The 21,542-nt window shown below is 43.0% G+C and carries 22 protein-coding genes; 2 read left to right on the top strand and 20 right to left on the bottom strand.

The window, feature by feature from the left end:
- Positions 1 to 12: 12 nt before the first annotated feature.
- The 4 genes from L4D20_RS02720 to L4D20_RS02705 form a co-directional block, all read right to left on the bottom strand.
- On the bottom strand, positions 13 to 1,545 hold the full coding sequence (locus tag L4D20_RS02720) for a phospholipase D family protein (RefSeq protein ID WP_428800019.1): 1,533 nt from the start codon (positions 1,543 to 1,545) through the stop codon (positions 13 to 15).
- A gap of 274 nt (positions 1,546 to 1,819) precedes the next feature.
- Positions 1,820 to 3,013: an acetate/propionate family kinase gene (locus L4D20_RS02715; protein WP_428800018.1), complete on the bottom strand. Its 1,194-nt coding sequence runs from the start codon at positions 3,011 to 3,013 to the stop codon at positions 1,820 to 1,822.
- Between the two features lie 311 nt (positions 3,014 to 3,324).
- Positions 3,325 to 3,630 (bottom strand): DUF2218 domain-containing protein, encoded by a 306-nt coding sequence (locus L4D20_RS02710; protein ID WP_428800017.1) that lies wholly within the window; start codon positions 3,628 to 3,630, stop codon positions 3,325 to 3,327.
- Between the two features lie 85 nt (positions 3,631 to 3,715).
- Positions 3,716 to 5,722, bottom strand: a complete 2,007-nt coding sequence (locus tag L4D20_RS02705) for a TonB-dependent siderophore receptor (RefSeq protein WP_428800016.1) — start codon at positions 5,720 to 5,722, stop codon at positions 3,716 to 3,718.
- A 73-nt stretch (positions 5,723 to 5,795) separates the two neighbouring features.
- On the opposite strand from L4D20_RS02705, the gene L4D20_RS02700 reads away from it, so the two are divergent.
- Positions 5,796 to 6,875, top strand: coding sequence for a helix-turn-helix domain-containing protein (locus L4D20_RS02700; protein ID WP_428800015.1), 1,080 nt, complete (start codon positions 5,796 to 5,798; stop codon positions 6,873 to 6,875).
- Between the two features lie 59 nt (positions 6,876 to 6,934).
- Positions 6,935 to 7,321, top strand: coding sequence for a Cu(I)-responsive transcriptional regulator (gene cueR, locus L4D20_RS02695; protein WP_428800014.1), 387 nt, complete (start codon positions 6,935 to 6,937; stop codon positions 7,319 to 7,321).
- A gap of 50 nt (positions 7,322 to 7,371) precedes the next feature.
- Here cueR and L4D20_RS02690 read toward each other — a convergent pair whose 3' ends face one another.
- The 16 genes from L4D20_RS02690 to L4D20_RS02615 all read right to left on the bottom strand — a co-directional run bounded on the left by L4D20_RS02690 (position 7,372) and on the right by L4D20_RS02615 (position 21,513).
- Positions 7,372 to 8,259, bottom strand: coding sequence for an ABC transporter substrate-binding protein (locus L4D20_RS02690; protein ID WP_428800013.1), 888 nt, complete (start codon positions 8,257 to 8,259; stop codon positions 7,372 to 7,374).
- Between the two features lie 2 nt (positions 8,260 to 8,261).
- Entirely contained in the window at positions 8,262 to 9,137 is an 876-nt protein-coding gene (locus tag L4D20_RS02685) for a metal ABC transporter permease (protein WP_428800012.1), read from the bottom strand.
- The gene (locus L4D20_RS02680) at positions 9,137 to 9,865 is read right to left on the bottom strand and encodes a metal ABC transporter ATP-binding protein (RefSeq protein WP_428800011.1); all 729 of its coding nucleotides are present in this window, start codon (positions 9,863 to 9,865) and stop codon (positions 9,137 to 9,139) included. Before L4D20_RS02680 ends, L4D20_RS02685 begins: the two co-directional genes overlap by 1 nt.
- Positions 9,865 to 10,785 (bottom strand): metal ABC transporter solute-binding protein, Zn/Mn family, encoded by a 921-nt coding sequence (locus L4D20_RS02675; protein ID WP_428800010.1) that lies wholly within the window; start codon positions 10,783 to 10,785, stop codon positions 9,865 to 9,867. Before L4D20_RS02675 ends, L4D20_RS02680 begins: the two co-directional genes overlap by 1 nt.
- Before the next feature lie 20 nt (positions 10,786 to 10,805).
- Positions 10,806 to 11,471, bottom strand: a complete 666-nt coding sequence (locus L4D20_RS02670) for a DUF6162 family protein (protein WP_428800009.1) — start codon at positions 11,469 to 11,471, stop codon at positions 10,806 to 10,808.
- Positions 11,468 to 11,839 (bottom strand): hypothetical protein, encoded by a 372-nt coding sequence (locus L4D20_RS02665; RefSeq protein ID WP_428800743.1) that lies wholly within the window; start codon positions 11,837 to 11,839, stop codon positions 11,468 to 11,470. The genes L4D20_RS02670 and L4D20_RS02665 overlap by 4 nt, the downstream gene beginning before the upstream one ends.
- 70 nt (positions 11,840 to 11,909) lie before the next feature.
- Complete coding sequence (locus L4D20_RS02660) at positions 11,910 to 12,743, bottom strand: DUF4198 domain-containing protein (protein ID WP_428800008.1); 834 nt, start codon at positions 12,741 to 12,743, stop codon at positions 11,910 to 11,912.
- A 143-nt stretch (positions 12,744 to 12,886) separates the two neighbouring features.
- Entirely contained in the window at positions 12,887 to 13,405 is a 519-nt protein-coding gene (locus L4D20_RS02655) for a DUF2271 domain-containing protein (protein WP_428800007.1), read from the bottom strand.
- A gap of 29 nt (positions 13,406 to 13,434) precedes the next feature.
- Positions 13,435 to 14,061: a PepSY-associated TM helix domain-containing protein gene (locus L4D20_RS02650; RefSeq protein WP_428800006.1), complete on the bottom strand. Its 627-nt coding sequence runs from the start codon at positions 14,059 to 14,061 to the stop codon at positions 13,435 to 13,437.
- A gap of 215 nt (positions 14,062 to 14,276) precedes the next feature.
- Positions 14,277 to 15,449 carry a tetratricopeptide repeat protein gene (locus L4D20_RS02645; RefSeq protein WP_428800005.1) on the bottom strand — a complete coding sequence of 391 codons (1,173 nt, stop codon included), beginning with the start codon at positions 15,447 to 15,449 and terminating at the stop codon, positions 14,277 to 14,279.
- Positions 15,446 to 16,066, bottom strand: a complete 621-nt coding sequence (locus L4D20_RS02640) for an energy transducer TonB (RefSeq protein WP_428800004.1) — start codon at positions 16,064 to 16,066, stop codon at positions 15,446 to 15,448. Before L4D20_RS02640 ends, L4D20_RS02645 begins: the two co-directional genes overlap by 4 nt.
- Complete coding sequence (locus L4D20_RS02635) at positions 16,066 to 16,470, bottom strand: ExbD/TolR family protein (RefSeq protein ID WP_428800003.1); 405 nt, start codon at positions 16,468 to 16,470, stop codon at positions 16,066 to 16,068. The genes L4D20_RS02640 and L4D20_RS02635 overlap by 1 nt, the downstream gene beginning before the upstream one ends.
- A complete protein-coding gene (locus L4D20_RS02630) occupies positions 16,467 to 16,988 on the bottom strand; it encodes a MotA/TolQ/ExbB proton channel family protein (protein ID WP_428800742.1) in 522 nt (173 codons plus the stop codon). Before L4D20_RS02630 ends, L4D20_RS02635 begins: the two co-directional genes overlap by 4 nt.
- A gap of 56 nt (positions 16,989 to 17,044) precedes the next feature.
- Entirely contained in the window at positions 17,045 to 18,427 is a 1,383-nt protein-coding gene (locus tag L4D20_RS02625) for a MotA/TolQ/ExbB proton channel family protein (protein ID WP_428800002.1), read from the bottom strand.
- Positions 18,427 to 19,194 (bottom strand): DUF3450 domain-containing protein, encoded by a 768-nt coding sequence (locus tag L4D20_RS02620; protein ID WP_428800001.1) that lies wholly within the window; start codon positions 19,192 to 19,194, stop codon positions 18,427 to 18,429. Before L4D20_RS02620 ends, L4D20_RS02625 begins: the two co-directional genes overlap by 1 nt.
- A 210-nt stretch (positions 19,195 to 19,404) precedes the next feature.
- Positions 19,405 to 21,513: a TonB-dependent siderophore receptor gene (locus tag L4D20_RS02615; RefSeq protein ID WP_428800000.1), complete on the bottom strand. Its 2,109-nt coding sequence runs from the start codon at positions 21,511 to 21,513 to the stop codon at positions 19,405 to 19,407.
- Between the last annotated feature and the right edge of the window lie 29 nt (positions 21,514 to 21,542).

The following is a 21,542-nucleotide window of genomic DNA, read 5'->3' as shown; positions in this document are numbered from 1 at the left end:
GTAAGAATAGAATTATAAATACTTCTCAATGGGTAATAGCTGTAAAAACCACGATTGAAACCTTTCCCACTGACCCGTCTTTGGTTCACTATCCCACACTTGCGATCCTGAATGCCAAGTGACGTCACCCTCGCTTACCTTCAAATACCAGCTGTTATCCTCATTCATCGCTAGTTCCATATCGGCCGCAAGCTTTTCAGCAATGCGTTTATCTTCAATCACTAGTACCGACTCGGTATTAAGGTAGGTTGAACGCAAGTTGAAGTTAAAAGACCCAATACCAGCTATCTGCTCGTCAAACACAACAGACTTAGTATGAAGACCATAAGCCGTAGTTGGTGCACACTTAGATTTGTCTTTCGTCGATTCCTCACATAATAACGAATTAGGTTTTAGCTCGAACAGCTGCATTCCATGTTCAAGCATATCTTGACGTCGACCCGCGTAACCGGAATGATTAGCAATCAGATCATTCGAGACCATTGAGTTGGTTAAAGCTTTAATTTCAATCCCGTTACTCGTTAAATTTTGTAGCGCTTCAAGTTGGGAGTCATCAAAAATCAAATAGGCGGATTCCAACACTATTTCTTGTTTAGATTGATTCGCCAGTTCTGCCAACATTATTGCTGTCGCTTTAGGCTCATCAGTATTATCAGAATCGACTGGTACTGGTTTATCTGAGATGTAGCGAGCTTTAACCCACGTCATCTCACTCATTGCATCTTGTAAAAACAGTTTCGCTACCTGATTCCCTTCAGGCAACGCTGGGTAATTCTTATACTGAGGAGTGAGAATTTCGTCTAAAGCCGGAAAATCTGGTGAGGCTTTTCCTCCCAAAAGCTCGACAGGGTAAGACCAGCGGCTATTCCAGTACTCTACAAAACTGGTTTGTATATCGTCAACCACGGGGCCCATGACTAAAACATCGCGGTCACGAAAGTTAATCTCATCAGAAAGGTCAAAATATTCATCACCGATATTACGCCCTCCAACAACAGACAACGCACCATCAACGGTAAATGATTTATTGTGCATACGACGATTTAGACGGGAGAAATCACCAAGGAAGCTAAGCCATTTTGACACTCCATTTCGACTTGGCGTTGGATTGAATATACGGATCTCTATTTTAGGGTGGGAATTAAGAGTGGTTAGAAGATCCTCGCGTTCATTAAGGTTGATATCATCAAGCATGACCCGAACTTGAACACCGCGGTCTGCAGCTTTGATCAAGCGACTTGCCAAATAATGCCCCGACTCGTCGGAGTTCCAGATGTAGTACTGAATATCAATGCTCTGCTCTGCAGTTTCGATTAACGCCAACCTTTGAGACAAGGCGTCCCAACCCGTGTCTTGCAACAAAACGGCACTACTTTCTTGTGAAGAGTGTTCAAGGCTATACATGTCACTCAGCTCTGACAACGTACTTTTTGATAGGGTGACTTGTGGTTCATAGGGGTGATCAATCTCCTCTGGAAGTGAGGAGCACCCATTGAGAGTAGCCATTAAAAATAGAGTTATACTAATGCGTTGGAGCACAGACATTTGTTACCGTTCCTTTGGACTTCGACTAACAGAATATGGTTCATCACTAGTTAATAGTGATATTGCATGAAGTATATAGCTTTTTATCTAACGGGAATAATTTATCAACGCTCAAAGCTGTTTCTTGGACAGGGGCTTACAAAAGTAGGAAATATTTAGCTCTATGTGTTGAAGCTAAAGAACATCTGGTGTGCGTCTCCTCTAGACGAGGCAGGCCAAGCAAAAAAAGCGAGCCATTAAGGCTCGCTTTCTAATATTTGCATTTTATCCGTTATTACAGAAGTTCAACCGACTGTTGAGCAATTACGAATTCTTCGTTGGTTGGGATTACCATCGCTACTGCGTCTAGTAATTCAGATTTAGCGATAATGCCTGAAGCGCCAAATCGTGCACCTTCATTCGCTTTTTCATCTTCAACAAAGCCTAATAGATTTAGGTTCTTCAAGATTTCGCGACGAATTGGCAAAGCGTTTTCACCAATGCCACCCGTGAAGATTATTGCATCTAAGTGATTTAGAGGAATTAGGTAAGAACCGATGTATTTAGCTACACGGTAAGTAAACACTTCAAACGCCAACGTAGCACCTTCATGTCCATTTTCCATCGCTTCTAAAATGCCACGAGCATCAGACGTTAGGCCCGAAACACCTAAGAAACCTGATTTCTTGTTTAGTGTGTCGAAGACTTTCTCTTGGCTCCAACCTTTTTTCATTAGGAACTCGATGATGCCTGGGTCTAAGTCACCAGAGCGAGTACCCATCATTAGGCCAGCAAGAGGAGTGAAACCCATTGAAGTATCAACAGACTCACCATTTTCAATCGCACAAACAGAAGCACCATTACCTAGGTGAACTGAAATAAAGCTCGCTTCTTCAATTGGCTTATTAAGCGCTTTTGCTGCTTCACGGCTAACAAAGTAGTGGCTAGTGCCGTGGAATCCGTAGCGACGGATACCGTACTCTTTGTATAACTCGTTAGTAATTGCACCGGTAAATGCCTTTTGTGGCATCGTTTGGTGAAATGCAGTATCGAAGACGGCGAATTGTGGAAGGCTTGGGAAAGCCTTCATCGCCGCTTCAATACCAATAGCACCAGCAGGGTTGTGGAGCGGAGCAAGATCAGACAAGCTCTCAATTTCAGCAAGCACTTCTTCATCAATGCGAATTGTTGAAGTAAATTTCTCTCCACCGTGAACAATACGGTGTCCAACAGCCACTAAATCTTGATTGAAGCCCAATGTATCCATTAGTGCAACAATACGTTCGATAGCATGCTGATGATGGCTATCAGGTGCAGTAATCGATTCTTCCGTTTTTTCGCCGTTGTATTTCCAGCTGATAACCGCTTCAGGTAGACCAAAGCACTCACCAAGACCGGTGACGATATCATCACCACTATTTGCATCAATAACAGCAAACTTTAAAGATGAACTTCCAGAGTTGATGACTAGAACAAACGAGTTCGACATTTAATATGCATCCTGTTTAGGCTGAGAGATGAAGCAAATGCTTCAATTTTTGTGTGCCCCTATTATTCAATAATTTTTTAATGTTTCAACTTTCTTTTAAAATTTATTGTTATACAAACGAATTTAGTTTGATCCAGCTCATGTTTTTTATTTATTTTAGTAACGAAATAAATACTAATTATTACTCAACACCCCACATTTAGCAGTGTTATTACGTTAACTCTACTAAATATGCGTAGTTTACACCTCTCCTGTAATAGAGGGTTTAGACTAAAAAAAAGTTGAATGAAGTGATTTTAATCGAATAAAATTTATACACCACGCCAAACGACATCAATCGTTTCCCGTCTAGAATAAGTTTCTACGTGTTGAGATATGATGAGTTTATGTACTTCGAGTTGCTCTTTACTGTCCGAAGTGCAGGTGATCTCTAGCTGATTTCTGCTGTTATCGACTCTCATTGTCGTCACTCCCACAGGGAAATGTACTGTTCCGGTTATGTCATCCCACTCGGCCTCTACTTTACGTGCAAAATGTCGGCACAGCACCGTTAAATACTTACTTGCGTGATCCGATTGAATAATCGTCTGCGCGATAAATGATGTTGAGTTTTTCATGGTTGTTATTTACCAATTGAGTTGATCTGTTTGTATTAGAAAAGACAAAGGCCCGCTAAAAATCAGGCCCTTGTTTAAGAACGACTTAGAACTGGTAAGCAGCAGATAACTTATAGTTACGGCCTGGTTCATAATCATCTGTTTGAGTCGCATTTCTACCTGCTGTACCACTTCTAGAGGCATGAGATACATAAGCTTCGTCAAATACGTTATCGACGCCAAACGTGACCGACAAGTTTTCTACTTGAGAAGGTAGCCACTGAGCGTATAAATTATGAGTATCGTAAGCGGCTTTATTGTCAGCACCTTCAAAGACATTATCTTCTTCAAGAACGACGATAGATGTCCAACCAAACAGTGTATCTAGCGAGTCAGCGTAGTAGTCTAGTGTGAGCGCAATACTATCACCCATGTCTGAACTGACGCCGTTTCCATCATCAACAGGTAATCCAGTATCACTGTATTTATTGTCTGACTTCGCGTAAGACAATTTACCTGCAAACTGTTCATAGCTATATGTACTGCTCAACTCAAAGCCGCGTATTTCAACATCACCACCATTTTCCATGGTTAATGTGCTGTAATCTGAAGCCCAAGTTTCTACAATATAGTCGTCAATATTGGTTTGAAATGCCGTTAAATTGAAACCATAGCGATGCTCACCATTGCGATTGTTATAACTGAATCCGGCCTGAGAGTTCATCCCCGTTTCCGCTTTGATATCATCAGCAAGATATGTAACGTCTTGGTATCGAATGAATGTCTCTAGCAGCTCTGGTCCTTTGAATAACGTTCTTGCACTAGCAAAGATGGCCCAGTTTTGATCGATATCCCAATTAGTGCCTATTGACCAAGTAACGTCATTGAAGTCATGTGTTCCAGTATCGGCTTTACGCTCGTAATCGTCGTAGCGAAGGCCACCAGTCACGGACCAGTTATCCATTAAATAGATCTTATTTTCAGCAAACGCAGCGGTCGAAACAGCTGACTCATCCATGAACTGAACGTCGCCAAATGAACTGGTGCTAGACTTATCCATGTAATCCAGACCATAAGTCAGTTCATTATCTAGGTCGGTAACGATAAAATCAGATTGGAAAGTCGCGTTTAACCCAGTGTTATTATTGTTCGCTGTATTGATTGAGTCTCGCTGCTGTCTAACCCAACCAGTTTTACTCTCGTCTCGCTCAATATCTGTCTCTGTTGAATAAACTGATACTTTTCCCTTATGCTGATCGGTATCTAATCGGTAGCTGAGGATGATTGTGTTTCGTTCATAAACCGTCGGAAGTAATATATCCCCAGAAATCTCTTCATTCGCATCACCATTCATATCTGGGCGTGGGCTATAATCGCCTTCGTCGCTATAAAGATCGTAAGCAAATTCAAATCGATGATGTTCCGATGGCTCAAAGCCAACTTTACCCATAATGTTGTATACATCCCCTGCGGTTCCAAAACTTTCTTCGCCAGCTCCATCAGTAAAGTTATCGCGGCTGACCAAATGCCCGTACACCATGGCATCAACTTTCTCGCTTAACATTCCGTATACCGTCATAGAACCTTGCTGGCTATCATTTGAAGCGTATCCGCCAAAGACACGTGCACCAAAGGTTTCACCATAGCGAAGTAGGTCCGTCGCGTTTTTGGTTTCAAAATAAACCGCGCCACCTAAGCCGCTTTGAGTAACAGAGTTATTACCTACTTGGATGTCCGCTGACTTCAAAATATCGGGGTTCAGCGTTAAGTTACCAATGTGATGGAACATATTGGCATGCTGAGAGGCACCATCTAATCGAATGTCCAAATTCGTTTCATTAAGGCCACGAATATTAATCCGTTGATTTACAGAATGCGTACCGCCAACATCAACACCAGGAACGTCACGTAGCAGATCAGACATATGATCCGCTTGTTTCAGAGACATATCATCAGCCCCAATAGACTCAGAACTACTCGATACCTTAGTGCCCCATACGACAACTTCTTCTAGTGCTTTCACTTCTTCTGCAAAAGCAGAATGTGACAGAGCGAGACCGATGGCTAGGGATACTAAAGATTTTTTTTGAGGACAAAACTGGAACTTTTCCATGTAACTCTTCCTAAATGCAAATGATAATAATTCGCAAGTATGATAGATTTCATTTCAATAATCGGAAAGGTAAATGAGTTATGCAAAATCACACAATGCTTATGAGAAATCGCATATGACTATTCATAAAAACAAGGAAGTACAAACGAGAAATGATAAACCGAAGAAAAGAAAGATCGCACTGACAGAAAAAATAGAAGACACGGAAAAACAGATCATTGTCAGCAGAGGTGAAAAGAAAAGTGCATCACTCGTTGAAGGTAAATTTGTCTCCTATAGTTTTAATAATGGATTCACTGTTCACGGTGGAGACAGCCATGAGCTGGTTAACTCCAATATCATTTCTACTGCACCGAAGTCTTTGATTGTCACCATTTTGCTAGAGGGACAACTTGAATTTGCTTACGACAACCTATCCTTCAACCTTGATACCGACAACAACTCTAACTCTAACTCTAACGAGCATAAGGGTATCGCTATATTAGTGAATTTGAAAAAGCCCGCAAATTTCAGACGCAGTATTAATCAAGGAAATCATGTCGTTAAAATCAACTTAATGATGGAGCCAAAATGGCTCCGAGAACACCTTGGAAAAGAGTGCGACATCAGTTCCTTTCTACAGCAACATAAGAGCCACCTGAAGATCTCAGTGACTAATGAAATGGCGTCACTAACGAAACAAATTCTGGCCTCAGAAACTCCAACTACGTTTATCGAAAAAATACAGCTTGAATCGCTCTCATACTCTTTGCTAGTCGATTTACTCCAGCAACTTTCGCCGCAACTCAAAACACAAAAGGAAACGCCGCCGTCATTCGAGACTGAACACCATATTAAAACCGATAATAAAGTTGAAGATATGATCAGCTTTATTGAATCTCAGCTCGATCATCCACTATCGTTGGAGCAGATTGCTATCCGTTTTTCAATGAGCGTCTCCAATTTACAAAGAAAGTTTAAACAGCAATTTGGATTGACAGTGAACAGTTATATTCGATATCGTCGGCTTGAAATCGCGAAGCAACATTTAGAGCAAGGGTTAGTCAGTGTGACCGAGGCGGCTTATGAAGCCGGTTATCATCACCCAGCGAATTTTACCAATGCATTTAAGAAGACATTTGGCTGTACGCCGACTACTTATGCCAAGCTTTAACTCTTGCTATAACAAAAGCCATAACGAAAGCGATAACGTTCAAATTACTGAGGCACAACATGAATATAGGTACCGTTTCAAAACTGACTGGGTTATCGAGCAAATCGATCCGTTTGTATGAAGAGAAAGGGATCATTACCGCGCCAATTCGTAGCGAATCTGGCTATCGAGAGTATTCATCAAAGAACGTTCAAGAACTGAGTTTAATTGCTAGAGCCAAAAATGCAGGTTTTTCATTAATTGAATGTAAAGAGCTCGTCCAACTCGCACAAAACCCCAATAGAAAAAGCAGTGAAGTGAAGTCGAAAACTAAAGAGAAACTCGGGGAGATTCAAATGAAAATCGATGAGCTGACAGAAATAAAAAACCAATTGGAAAGCTGGGTATCGGCCTGCCCGGGTAACGCAGACAGCCAATGCCCTATTATTGATGATTTAACCAAGTAATCTCGAAAACCCTCACCGGTACGTCGTTAAGTTAAGGGGGAGCAAAACCCCTATTGAAGCCTTAGTTCCCAACGTTCCAACGTCTTATCAGCCTGAATTCCTTTAGAGCCCCATCTATCGACTGAATCCACTACCAGAATCCGACTTTTGGGCACTAATGCTAGTAGCGATTTAGATGGTTGTCGGGCAGTAACCAACCATAGTGTTTCATCATCATTGAATTGAGTTTTAAGGTTCTGTTTCTGCGCATCACTCCACTCCAACTCGGCTTGAAACACTCGGTCTACGACAAACAGCTGGTTTCCTGAGGCAAAGTCTTCTAATGCTTCTGACAGAAGAACGATAGAGTCTATATCGTTGTCGAAGATCGTATCTTGTTGAGTATTAATCAATGTACGTACATTCAACATCATCGCCTGCAAGTTCGTGTCTATTAACGAATGATATTGAGGCCAGATTCTCTTCAAGTCATCAGCCACGATGACAGACATTCGAATCAGGTTCGATGGATTAAGCCATACATACTTTGAAAGCGAGCCGTTATCTAATGTTAAAGCTGCTACACCTTGGGCGCGAGGTGTTATAGCCTGCGCCGCATCGATTTCGATAAGCCCAATATTTCCTTGTCTTGCGAATACATAAGTTGGGTCACTTTGCCAAACAGAACTCATAGTAATAGCAACCGTCGCCTTTTCTCCCGCTTGCGTCGCGGCTTCAGTTCCTTTTGTCGCAAACCAATTCGGTAACCGCTCTATACCGTAACGCTTAGGCGGTAAATACTGAGTGGTGATACTAGTATCTTTCGTCAACTCACTGGCAATCGCATAAGTAACTGGTGTACTTGTTAAAATATCTTGGGCTAGTGCTGACACACTGAATGCGCTTAATAGTAAAAAAGCAACACTACGAAGGTATCGGCGCTTTGTTATTGATTTCATTGCTAAGCCTTTTTAATGATTCGATAAATCGTTGCGGTAAGAAAAAACGACGCCGATACGATAATGATTGATGCACCAGAAGGCACTGGCAACGCTAACTCCATAGGTAGCACCGTTCCAACTAGGCAAGCGATCGTCGCCAGTAACGCAGATAACAGAACAAAGCTACCCATCCGTTTCGTTAACAACCTAGCGGTTGCTCCTGGAATAAGAAGTAATGCACCTACCAACACAGCGCCTACAATTTTAACGGCTGCAATGGTGACCAGAGTGATCATCATGACAAACAGGTAGTCATAAAAGCTGGTGTTGTATCCCCTAACCTTTGCGATATCAGGGCTAATACAGGTCAGTAAAATTCGGTTGAATGTAGGAATAAGTAAAACCAAAATTAACGAACAGCTTATTGCCAGTATTGCGAGGTCTTGATCCGTCACCGTCAGAATTGAACCAAACAATACATTTTCAAGCATGTGAATATTGATCTTCCGCGCTACATACATCAAAAGTGCAGCGCCTACCGCCAACGCTAAGGCCAGAAACACACCCACCAAAGTGTCGTAAGGGACATTGGTACGATTACGCACAAAGTGAAGTAATAACGCGAATATCATACAGAAGCTAAACAGACCAATGATTGGGTTCTCAGCAGGCTCACCCAATAGCACACCGATTGCTATTCCGGTTAACGCAGCGTGTCCGACCGCTTCAGAAAAGAAAGCCAAACGTTTTGCGATAACTAATGTCCCTAACCCACCTAAAAGTGGGCCTAGTAGCAATGCCGCAACTAAGGCGTTCACCATAAATGCGTATGAAAAACTTTCACTGAGCAGCCCTGCTTGAACACCGGATACCGCCAATTCTCTTAACCAATCCATTACGCGACCTCCTTTTTCAAAGGCACGGAAGACGTATAGTGCTGGAATAAGCTTTCAATTTTTGTTGGATGTAGAACTTGTTCGTGATGACCACTTTCGACAAGAAAGCGATTCACCACATGTACCGTTGCATTCAATCGCCTAACCGCAGAAACGTCATGATGTACCGCCAATATAGTTCGGCCTTCTGATACACATTCACGAATCAAAGCCTCTAAATAGCGTACGCCTTGCTCATCCATACCGGTTGTCGGTTCGTCTAACACCAATAAACTAGGGTTATCGAGGAGAGCTTGTGCAAACAGAACACGCTGCTGCTCACCGCCAGATAACTGCCCCATTCGACGATCAGACCTTGTCGCCATACCAACACGATCGAGTTGCGCTAATGCTTGTTGATGTTGCTTCGTTTGCTTTCGCCAAAAAAGAGGCATTCGGGTTTGGTTCAACAACACAAAATCCATGACCGTCAATGGCAAACTTGGCTCAAACGTCGCCTTTTGGGGAACATAACCAATACTGGTTTTAGCGGGCCATTGAATCTGCACATCACCAGAAAATGGGGTCAAACCAAGCACTGAGCGTAATAACGAGGTTTTTCCACCTCCGTTAGGCCCCATAATGACATGGCACTGTCCCTCTTCAAATGAGGTAGTAATTCCATCAAGTATAATGTTGTCATCGTACTTTAATGACAGGTTTGAAATAGAAATAGATGGACCGAGCATTAAACGTGACCTTGCGTTATTTGATTTTCTGCCGCGAACTTCATTGCTTCGATCAACGTCTCAAGGTTTTTCTTCATCTCGACCTCGACTTTATCGTTCTCGTACTCGCCATGCGTCATGTGCGAAAATCGGTACAATTGAACGCCCGTTTCAGCTTCAATGGTGTCAACAAAACGATTGGGCATATTTAACTCATAAAACAGGACATCAATGCCCGACTCTCGAATTTTTTCAATCGTGCCTTGTAGCTGACTGGCACTTGGTTCAACGCCGTGTGCGGGCTCTATAACTGCTGCTACATCCACACCAAATTCTTGAAGAATATAGCCATAAGCATTGTGCGTGGTTGCCACTTTCATACCCGATGTATTCAGCTCACCTAAAGAGGCCATTGCATCGCGCTTCATCAAGCGGAATTTTTTGGCATATTTACGTGCGTTTTTTCGATAGAACGTTGCATTTTCAGGGTCGATCACTGAAAGCTCGCTGGCAATGGTATACACCTTTTGAATGGTCGTAGAAAGGCCAACAAATGTATGTGGGTTCACGGCCCCTTGACCAACGGATTGCCCCATTGCAGGTAGCAACGGAACTTCATTATTTGCCTTGATCACAACAAGATCATCTCGTTGAGACGCAGCAATAACCTTCAAAGCAAAATCATCGTGCCCGATCCCATTTACGACAATGACATCCATCTGATTTAATCGTTTTAAATCATTAGGCTGTGGTAAATAGTTATGTGGGTTAAAGCCCGCATCAACCAAAGGTAAAATATTGGCTTTATCCCCGACCACAGCTTTGACGTAACTGTAGTAAGGTTGAAGTGTAATACCGATGTTCAGTTTGTCTTTTTCAGCGAACGCCGATGGTGAGACAATCGCTGTAAATAGCATCGCTATAAGTGTAATAACTCGCATGTTGTTTTCTCTTATTGGAATTAGTGTTGATGCTTGTCTTGGTCTTGGCTCATAAAGACTGAGTTCATGATGACTTGCTTCCAACCCCTTTTTATCAAGTGCTCAGGTTGGTATTCCGCCATCACCAACACATCTTTTGAACTTGCCTTGTCTGGCTCAGAGAGCCATATCTTCGGTGAAGTTTGTGTACTGTCGAGTAAAACTAGACTTGCAGCATCGAGGTTGCTTGGAATGCCTAAGTAAATCCCTTCCCCTAAACCCTGCCACTCGTGCTCACCTTTTCTTTTCCAGCTTTGATCTTTTACAAACGGTGCGATCCAGTCACTCTCCATTTGCTCAATTGAAGGCCAAACTTTATGTGGAATATTTTGATTAGTTTCTGAAGAATCTAACGCTGAGGCATCCGTATCTGCGTTTGAGATAGCTTTGTTTGATACAGCTAAGTTACTCTCAAAATAAACATCTCGGATCTCTTCATGCGCGAGGCGAAGCTCAGCAATCATCGCTAAGTTCTCTTGCTCAATATCTGAAATATCAACTTGATAATCGAGTAACGGCTGAGCGCTTGATTCAACTTGATGAAAAGGAATCGACACAGAGGCAAACAACAAGATGCCCAAGATAATTACACCGACCCACTTCCCTTCACGACCACCAGTGTCGGCTCTAACCTTTTGCGTAATCATTTCTCGCTAATCTCGACGACATCCACTTCAACTGGGCTTTCATGCCCCGCATCAAATACCAAATAGAAATCCGTTTCAGGATGCGTAAACTCAACGATAGAACGTTTATCCGTCATAGTTTTTGCTATTAAGTTGTCTTCGTAGTCAAACATTTCAACGGCATAATCAACCGCAGTACTGCCATCAGAATAACCCGCTTCGCAAATAACATTTTGGCTTTCTAGCCAGCAACTCATCAATGGAAAGTGCGCAAATGCAGGCTGAGAAAACAAGCTCGTGATTAATGCTGTAACAGCTAAAGATGGTTTAATTATTAGACATTGTTTTTCTAGTAACTGTTTTTTTAGTAGCAGTTTTTTAATTAGCATATGGTTCATAGAAGTGTTCCAGTGGCGCAGCAAGGGGCTCAAACTTGAGCCCCAAAATAGGTAGAATGATTTATTGAAGTAGCGCTTCAAAAGTTAGATGCACATTGACGCTTGCTGTGTCAGCCATTGAATGATTTTTCAATTCACCTTTGTAATTAGCCTTCATTAGGTATCGGCCTGCAACATCCGGTGTGAACGTCACTTCACCTTGCTCATTGCTCACAACATCAATCTGTTCTTGTTGATTGCGGTAAAGAGTCCCTTCACGCGTAATTTCAGCCGTTACACCTTGTTGAGGTTGACCGTTATAGAAGAACTGGAATGTCACTGCCTCACCTTCAATGATGTCAGCAGGGTGAGTGACAGGTTTCATTTCAAGCAACTTGCCTTCAATCTCTAGTGCTTTCTCAGTTGGCTTTCCGACTGTGATATAACTTTCAGCACGGGTGTAGCTAACTTGCGTGACAATATCTCGTGCTTTTTCTGGAACGATACCCGCACGCTCAGCCTTGTTCGCTTTTACCCATTTAACCGTGTCACGTCGACCCGCTTTGTACTGCGTGTAGTATGTCGGTTCATTGTTTATCGCAACCTTATGCGTCCCTTCTTCTTCAAAGTAGAAGTCAAACATTGAACGACGTTTACCTTTTACAACGAAATTCGGTCGCTCGTTGCGTCCATCAGGCATGATAACGAATGCTTTATCGCTTCCAGCGGGTTTATCAAACACAAACGTGCCGTGAGAGGCAGTAACATCGAACGTCAGCCAGTCACCTCCTTCTTTTGATACCGTGAAGTGTGACGGTAAAACCCAACGAGGATGAGCCTGTGCTGTCGTCGCAGCCACTAAACCAAACGCCATCACGCCAGCTAGAGCAATTGCTTTCATTTTTGTCTGTTTCATTTCATTCAATTCCATTGTTTGTTCACAAGCTTTCTGCTTGAGAATGTAAGATCATTCTTATCTAAATCTCATGTCACTAACTGGCGGTTTCCATTACATAAAAACAATCAGATGCGTATGACGTGAATTACTTAACTTGATAATTACTTCACTTGATAATTGAGAGTAATTTGACCCGTCTCGTCCGTTGGCTCTAACTGATACACAACTTCGGTATCATTCAATTCCACTTTTTGACGCAAGTAATCTCGGCCCCCATGTTCACGAACCACTTCTATATGAAGGGTGTAAGTACCTTGCTCGACTCTCTGACCGACATCATTGGTTCCATCCCAAATAAAACGGTACTGCCCAGCTGGGCGAGTTGCGGATGTGACGGCATCAACCAACTCTCGATCATAGCGGCCTACCTTTCTCCACCAGCTTCGTAAATCTTTGAGCCATTCGTCTTTGCCGACCCACAACTCCATGGTTTTGACTGGCTTTCGATTACTGTCTTCAAGCCATACTGCGACATATGGTCTTGCGTACATTGAGGTTTCAATTTTTGGTAATTCAAAGCTGATATCGAGTTTTGCTGATTCAGGTAGTGGCTTTGCGAATACTGCAATTGGGCACATGGCGAGAGCCAGCAGTGTTTTGCTCCAAGGGTACGTAATCATTATGAGTATCTCTTTCTACAGTGGTGCGCTTAAGGCACGGCAACTAAGTAAATAACGAGGGAAATTGCAGAGCCAAACATCGTCCATTTAAGGGACGTCGCAAAGGTCTTCTTCTTGGGTACCAGTAAGCACACACCGGTGAGGACAAAAAAGATCATAAGTAACGCCGTAATATCGATGAACCACCGCCAGACCTCACCACTGTTGCGACCTTTGTGCAGATCATTAAGCAAAGCGATGGTGCCGTAATCGGTGGTTTCAACTTCTGCTGTATACGTTGTTAAATCGATAAAAACGGCGGCGTTATAACCTGGCGCTTTGTAATCAAGAGTCATCTCTCCAATGACAAGCTCATGATCTTCATACTCGGTATACACATCTAAGTTCGACGCAATACCGGACACACCTGCATCTCTCAGATAGTCAATTAATTGTGCTTTATTAGATTGAATTTTTCCGTCTTTCATAGGGAAAATTGAAGCAGGGAGAGCCAACTCAAACTGCTCAATACTTGGTTCATTCAATTCGAATAGTTGAGGACGATTTAGAGTAATCCCGGTTACGGAAAAGAACAGCACGACCAGCAACAAAGCCATAGATATGTAGATATGAAGACGACGAGCCCAAAGCTGGACGGCTCTGTTTTTTAACACCATAAAACGAGTTACCCATTAAATATTCGACGTTAATTTATGTGATAATCATTCGTATTGGCATTTAATTTACATTGTTTACGTTTGTTTTAAATGTAAAAAAAACGCTCATGGTGAGCGGTTAATGTCGGTACTAGCAAGTCCATGCCCATGATTTCAAATTAATATAAAAATCAATATATTAAAGAAAAATTTACTACCCCCTTTTAACTGGGCCACTACGAACTGGCGTCCATAGTACGTAGTTGAATTAAGTACTTTATCCAACCTTTCGCTTCTGTCGACGGCTCCACATTGTTTGCATGCTTAGCTTGAATCAACGCATTTTCTAACTTGTTGAGCTTATACAAAGCCCTTACCCTAGCTAAAGCAATATCCGCTTGTTTATCCTTCGCTTCCACCCGATCAAGTTGTTTGAGTGCTTGACGATAATGACCCTCTTGCACCAATAACTGTGCGACATTCCAATGGTATTTTGGATTTATTTTTGATGCCAAAGACCAAACTTGAATCGATTTGTCCCACTCTTTCGCGAGCTGCCAGTAGGTCGCTTGTTCAGCAAGTAATTTCTCATCACTGTTCGCTCCTTCCAATTCACTGAGTTCTATGGCGGCACGCTCAGGAATGTCTTGCTTGGCATACAACTGTGCAAGTAATCGGCGGTCTGATTGTGTTAACTCGACTCCGTTTAGCTTAGCCAGTGATAAAGCATCTAACGCCGCTTTATCATCCTCTAACTGCAGTTGTAAGCCGACAAGTTGACGCCACCAATTTGATTTCTCAGGTTGCAGTAAAATGAGCTTCTCTAATGTTGGAATGGCACTGTTCCATTGTTTCAGTTGAAGTTGAGCCCCCAACTTTAAAGATAAGGGTGGTAATGCATTAGGATGTTCAAAGCCCTCATATTGCTCTAACGCCGAGAGGGTTTTATTCCAATTCTCAACTTGATATTCCGCTTGGGCTAAACGCATCCATAACTCGTCTTCTTTTTGAGTGTCAGGAACACTTTTCACTAAGGCATAGTAGTGCAGTAACGCCTGCTTAAACTGCTGTTCGTTAAGCAGCACATCGGCCAACATTCTCTGGGTTATCCAAGCTTGATCATCCGTCAGCAACCCACTGTTTACAGCGTAAGTTAACTGCTTGACCGCCAGTTTAGTTTGCTCATTTTGCCAATAAAACACACCCAACATCCGAGCAACAAAGGCTTTGTCATAGGCACGCGTAAGATCCAGTTTGTTTAGCGTTTCTATCGCCTCAGTCACTTTCTCATCTTGGGCGAGCTGATGTGCTTTTTGAACCCGCACCGCTGTATATTGACTCAGCTCACTGGCTATTGCAGACAGTGAAATCAATACCGCTGCGAGACTAATAAATATCCGCTTCATCATTTGGCTAATTTAAACTCCAGTCTTACTGTTTGATCTGTCTGCGCTATGGATTTTCCATCAATGACCTTCGGCTGATATTTCCATTTTTTTAGCGCTCGTATCGCTTCTCTTTCAAACATACGTCTTGGGTTGGCTTCAAGAATGTGAATGTCGATTGGACGTCCCGTTTCATCAATCGTAAATTGCATGATCACAAAGCCTTCAGCTCCGCGTTTTAATGCTTTAGCTGGGTAACGAGGCTCTACACGGTACAGTGGTAACGCCTGCTGATTAGCTCCAAAACCTGAAAAGGTAGGTGTATTGATCGCCAAGCCATCTATTGCAGTGTCTAGACCTAGTGATGGTAATGACGTCATTGCTGTTATCGGGGTCACCTCTGCTTTAGAGTGAGAAACTTTAGCTTCTGGCGGTATTTCAGGGGCTTTAGGCGGTTCAGGAACCGTTCGTTGTCGGCGCTGGACTTCCAGCTCCGCTTCGACCATAACCATGTTGAAACTTAAGGCTTCAGCTCCCTTAGGTGCTCTTTGATGTCCATTATCCACCATCCAAGCCATGAAAGAGAACAGAGCCAAACCAAAGATTGCCGCCAAAGGCAGCGCTAGTAAATAACGCACCATTATTGCTTCTCCGCAGCCAAGGCAATGTTTTTAACACCCGCCCCTTTTGCCGCGTCCATCACTTTTACAACGGTGCCGTTATAAGCATGTTCATCCGCTTGAATCACAAGAGAAGCATCTGGCTGTTCAAGTAATAAATGCTCCAATGTAGCTTGTACTCGCTCAACATCAATCATGCGTTTATCTATGTAAATATCGTTTGCCGAAGTGATCGCGACAAAAATACCCGCGTCTTTCTGGCTGACTGTATTAGACGCTTGAGGGCGATTCACTTCGACACCTGACTCACGTACAAATGAACTGGTTACAATGAAGAAAATTAGCATGATAAAAACAATATCAAGCATGGAAGTTAGATCGATTTGCGCTTCATCATTTTGGTTATGCCGTCTACCAAGTCTCATCGTTGACTCCTTAAAGATTTTTCTAATTTCAGTTCTAATAAGTTACATTTTTTGGATAGCCGAGCATGCACGAACATCCCAGCTAAAGCCGCGACCATTCCTGCCATGGTAGGCAATGTCGCAAGTGAGATACCCGATGCCATCAACTGAGGGTCGCTACTGCCTTGGTTTGCCATCACATCAAAGACCGAAATCATCCCAGTTACAGTACCGAGCAATCCGAGCATTGGGCAAAGTGCAACGAGTAGTTTAATGAAACTTAAGTTCTGTTGAAGCGATGTACGGGCTTTGCCTAACCATCCCTCTTTTATTGAGCGAGCATGCCAAGAAGAGTGGTCCATACGTTCATGCCACTTCGATACCCATAACTGGCGCTGTTTTGGGAAATAGAGCGTCAAATACAGAACGCGCTCAATAACCAAAAACCAATAAAGCAAGACCACAGCGGCTAACCACCACAAGACAAAGCCGCCTTGCTCCATAAATTCTGACAGCGAAAGCAGCCAGTTATTGTTCATCCATACGTCAACAAAAATAGAGCTTGATAACAAAACCTCTGATAACACAGCACTCATTACGCCGCTACCTCGAGTGAGGATGCAGGGGAATGTGATTTAGTGTCTTTTTCTGCCTGTTCCGCGATAAGGCTGATACCCTGCTTCTCTAAAGTATTGCGAATGTTTTCCGCTTGGGTACTCAAAATGTTGTGAGCAAGCAGCAGAGGCATAGCCGCAACAAGGCCAAGTACCGTTGTAATCAATGCCATTGAAATACCACCAGCCATCACTTTCGGATCGCCATTACCAAACTGTGTGATCACTTGGAATGTTTCAATCATTCCAGTCACCGTACCAAGTAACCCCAGCATCGGAGCTAACGCCGCCAAGAGTTTGAGCATCGACAGCCCTTTCTCTAAATGAGTCTGTTCATCGACAACAGCTTCCAGTAAACGTAACTCTAGGGCTTCCACACTGCGATTTTGCTCTTTATCATAGACAGCGAGAACACGCCCAAGAGGATTGTTACTTGGTTGAGTCGGGTTCTTTAATTGTTTACGTATTTTCTGACTTGCCATAGCAAGCGAAACACCACGGAACAAAGCGATAATTAAGCCAACAACCAATAACCCGATAATAACCCTGCCGACGACCCCACCCGCTTGAAGGCGATCCATAAGGCTTGGCGATAAAGCAAGTTGTTCAAGCATTATCCCTCGCGAAGGATCCAAGACGACATTTGAAACGCCACCACTTTCAAGTGCAGATAGGCTGCTTAGAATTGGGCCGTTGCCCGGCTGCTTTAAATAAGCAATAGCCTCATTGTGGTTGGCGTTCCAATTTACATAACCATGTTCAGTAATAAGACCTAATGAGCCTAAACGTACAGCGTCAATGGTGTGCGTGTTACCTTCGCCATCAACAAAAGGAATTTGCGTTTCACTTAGCTCGCCACTTGCTTGAATTTGGTCAACCATGCTTAGCCACAAACCTGTTAGCTGAGACATTGATGGTAAAGATTTCGCTTCGATGATTTGATCGACTATTGCAGTATGTTCACCGCGATCAACACTAGTCACACTGGTGTTAAGTTCAGTGCCCAGCTCTTTGGCATTTTGACGAACAACACCAAATAACTCACCAAGACTGCCTGTTTCAAGGCGAAGCTGCTCTTCTAATTGAGCCAGTTTGTTTTCGTTATCGCTAAACTTAGCGGTAAGAGCGTCCGTTTTGGATTGAAGTGACACTCGCTGAGCTTCAATCTTAGATTTCAGCGTAAGTAACTCATTTTCTGTGAGTTTAAAACCAGTTTCACGCTGTGCGTTGTGTTGTTGCTGGTGCTTATTTTCTGCCTTTGATTGGGCCACAAGTTCTGTTTCAGCAAAGCTATTGAACGATAGGGATAAAAGGCACAGGGTTGATACCGTAAAATTCACAGTAACTAATCGTTTTAAATTCATTATTTGGCCTCAGCAATATTCAGAGAAACAGGTAACATGATCAAACTTGGCGCGACTTGTTGGTTAGCTACTTCGTACGCCTTATCCAACTCACCTTTCATGCCACTATCAACGTCAACCCAGCGCTCTGAATTCTTGTTCCAGGTCCAATATTGATTGCCTTTCAGGTTTCGAGCGACTAAAGACACACGGCCTAAATGTAAAATATCTGCCTTAATGTTTTGTGAATCACCTAGCGTCACACGGCCTTGGTAAACACCCAGCTTGGTGCCGTAATCCATTTCAATTTGGTAAGCCTCTAAAATACGGCGGTACCTTTCAGCATCACTCACATCAGCTTGAGCCATCATTGTGGTTAATTTCTCGACTCGCGCTAAACGTTGCTCACGCTTAAGTGGGGCATCGTCTTCAATGATGATATTAAGGCCATCAATCATTCGATACATCAGAGGTACAACCCCTTGACGCGTCACTTTTATCTGGTCAATTTGCTCTTCTATATTGACGGCTTCACTGTTTTGGCTATCCACTAACGCAGCGAGATGGTTATGGTAGATCTCGAGGTTTTTCACCTCCTCTTGTAATTGTTCTATCTCGGCTTTTAAGCTTAGTGCCGCTTCCGCACTCTGATTAATCACTTTCTGGCTCGATGCAGAAGCAGTGTTCGTTTTATTTTGTATCGCTTGTGCCTGACTTAGGCTATTCGCTGTCGCAAACGTTGCCATTGAGCACATCAGAAAGGTAAGGCTGGTTTTAAGAGGGTTCATAGTGGTATTTGATTACGTGTGAAAAGGTTACAGATAAAGTCATTGACTGATGTCTATCAGCAGCAATTATTAGAAATAAAAGGCTATTCATGCCGCTTTAACAACAAATGCGCAAATGGGGAAGGTGCTACCCTTCCCCGATACTTGAATTATTAAAGCTTCTTACTCAAAGCTGACTAAATTCGACAGTAAATTCGACAGTAAATATATTTAGTATTTAACTTGGAGTGTTGCCATATAGTTACGGCCTTCTCCAACAACAACACCACTTGTGCTGCCGCCTTCTAGGTATTCAGTATCAAACAAGTTCTCGACATTGAAACGCGCGACGAAATCTAGGTTCTCGTCATACTTAATCGTATGTGAAATACCCATATCTACACGTGTGTAGGCATCTTTCTTAAACTCATTAGCACTTTCTGTGTAACGCTCACCAACATGGTAAATACCTAAGTTAACATCAGTACCATTATTGAACGCGTACGTAGACCAAATACTCGCGGTAAATTCAGGTACGTCTGCAGGCGTTTTACCTTCAAGTTCAGGGTCGTTTTTGTACTCTGCATCTAAGAACATTGTTGAAGCACTTAATGAGAACTCATTAGTGATGTAGCCAGTAGCTGACAGTTCCGCACCAGTATGAACTTGCTCACCCACTTGCGTCGTACGAGTGCTATCACCATTTGGATCCAAGTCTTCTGTTACTTGCATATTCGATTGGGTAATTTGGAACAATGCACCAGAGACTAATAGACGCTCGTCGAACAACTCCCACTTTGAGCCTAGCTCATAAAGCGTGCCTTTCTTAGCATCCTGCTTTTGACCATAATTCACATCGTCTTGGTCCGTGATTTCACCAACGGGTTCAAAGCTTTCAGAATAAACGGCGTAGATAGAGCCATTTTCAGCTGGTGAATAAATAACGCCGACTTTTGGCAAAATGTTGTTGTAACTCTCTTCTGAGCCACTGCTACTGATTGTTTTATCGTAAGCAAAACGAGCACCCGCAAGCGCCTGCCATTGATCATTGATCGTTATTAGATCTTGTACATAAAAGCCGTAGTGTTTGCTTTCAGAATGTGAAAGGCCTGATGTGTCATTGCTGTAATGGATATCAGACGGTTTGTCGAAACCATTGCCGCACTCTTTAATTGCATCAGCTTCAGTCGAGTTCACACACGCGTAATCAGAGTAGTACAGCTGTTTGTAGTCGTAGTGCAGTCCGTTCACACCAAGTAGCAAACGGTGATTAACGCCTAATGCATCAAAATCACCCGTAAAATCTGCGTACGCAGTATCGAATGTCCACTCGTCATGACGATCGGAGACTTTATAACCGTAGTCTGAACCCGTTTGGCGAACTGTGTTATTTGCTTCAGTACGTTGACGTTCGTAAAACTGACGGCTGATGCCCGTTTTCACAGACCAAGTGTCATTTAGGCTCGCAGTTATCGCTGCGCCGTAATTCGCAATATCATTGTCAGTTTGTGCAAAGCGCTGATCATTCACGATACTAGGGTCAATGACTTCCCCAGTCGTCGTGTCAATTTTCGACCCATTGTCTAAATCGCCAAGCTCTTGAGTACGGTCGTAATGAAGAGAAAGCATAACATCGTCGTTAATATCGTAATCAACAAAAAGGCCACCAACAAAACGCTCAGTTTCTACATCAGTCCCATCGAAACGTGTACGCCAAGAGTCTTGATTTTCTTGCGATACAATCGCACGAGCTCTTAGTGTTTGAGCTTCGTTCAATGAACCACTCACGTCTGCAACAGTACGTGTATAGTTGTCTGAACCAAGGTCTTGACTCACGCTCACTTGAGTCTCATAGGTTGGCTTTTTAGAGATCATATTCACTAAACCACCCGGCGTTGATTCACCGTACAGTAAACCAGCAGGGCCTTTTAATACTTCTACGCGTTCCAACAACTCAACAGGTTGGCGATAGTGAGACCAATGTTGAACACCATCACGTAGGTAACTTGAGCCACTGTCTAAAGAGAAGCCTCGTAAGTTGAAACGCTCACGGTTGGTCGATTTTGAACCCGCTGAAATAGAAGCGTCATTCTTCAAAACTTCACCAAGTGTGCTTGCGCGCTGTTCATCAATGATTTTCTCATCGATAACGGAAACTTGTCCTGGAGTCTCTAGCTGAGTCGCTTCCATACGCATTGCCGTTGAGTTGGTGTCGGCTTTGTAGCCATACTCACGCCCCTCGACAACCATATGTTCATCTGTTTTTACTGAATCTGCTAAAGCTACAGGCGAGGCAAGTACGGCGCCAATTACTAAAGCCAATGGGCTCTTTGAAAACATTATCCTTTATCTCCGATATTATTATTGTT

Source organism: Vibrio kyushuensis (assembly GCF_050337325.1).
Classification (GTDB): domain Bacteria; phylum Pseudomonadota; class Gammaproteobacteria; order Enterobacterales; family Vibrionaceae; genus Vibrio; species Vibrio kyushuensis.
This window is presented reverse-complemented; position numbering and strand designations above follow the sequence as displayed.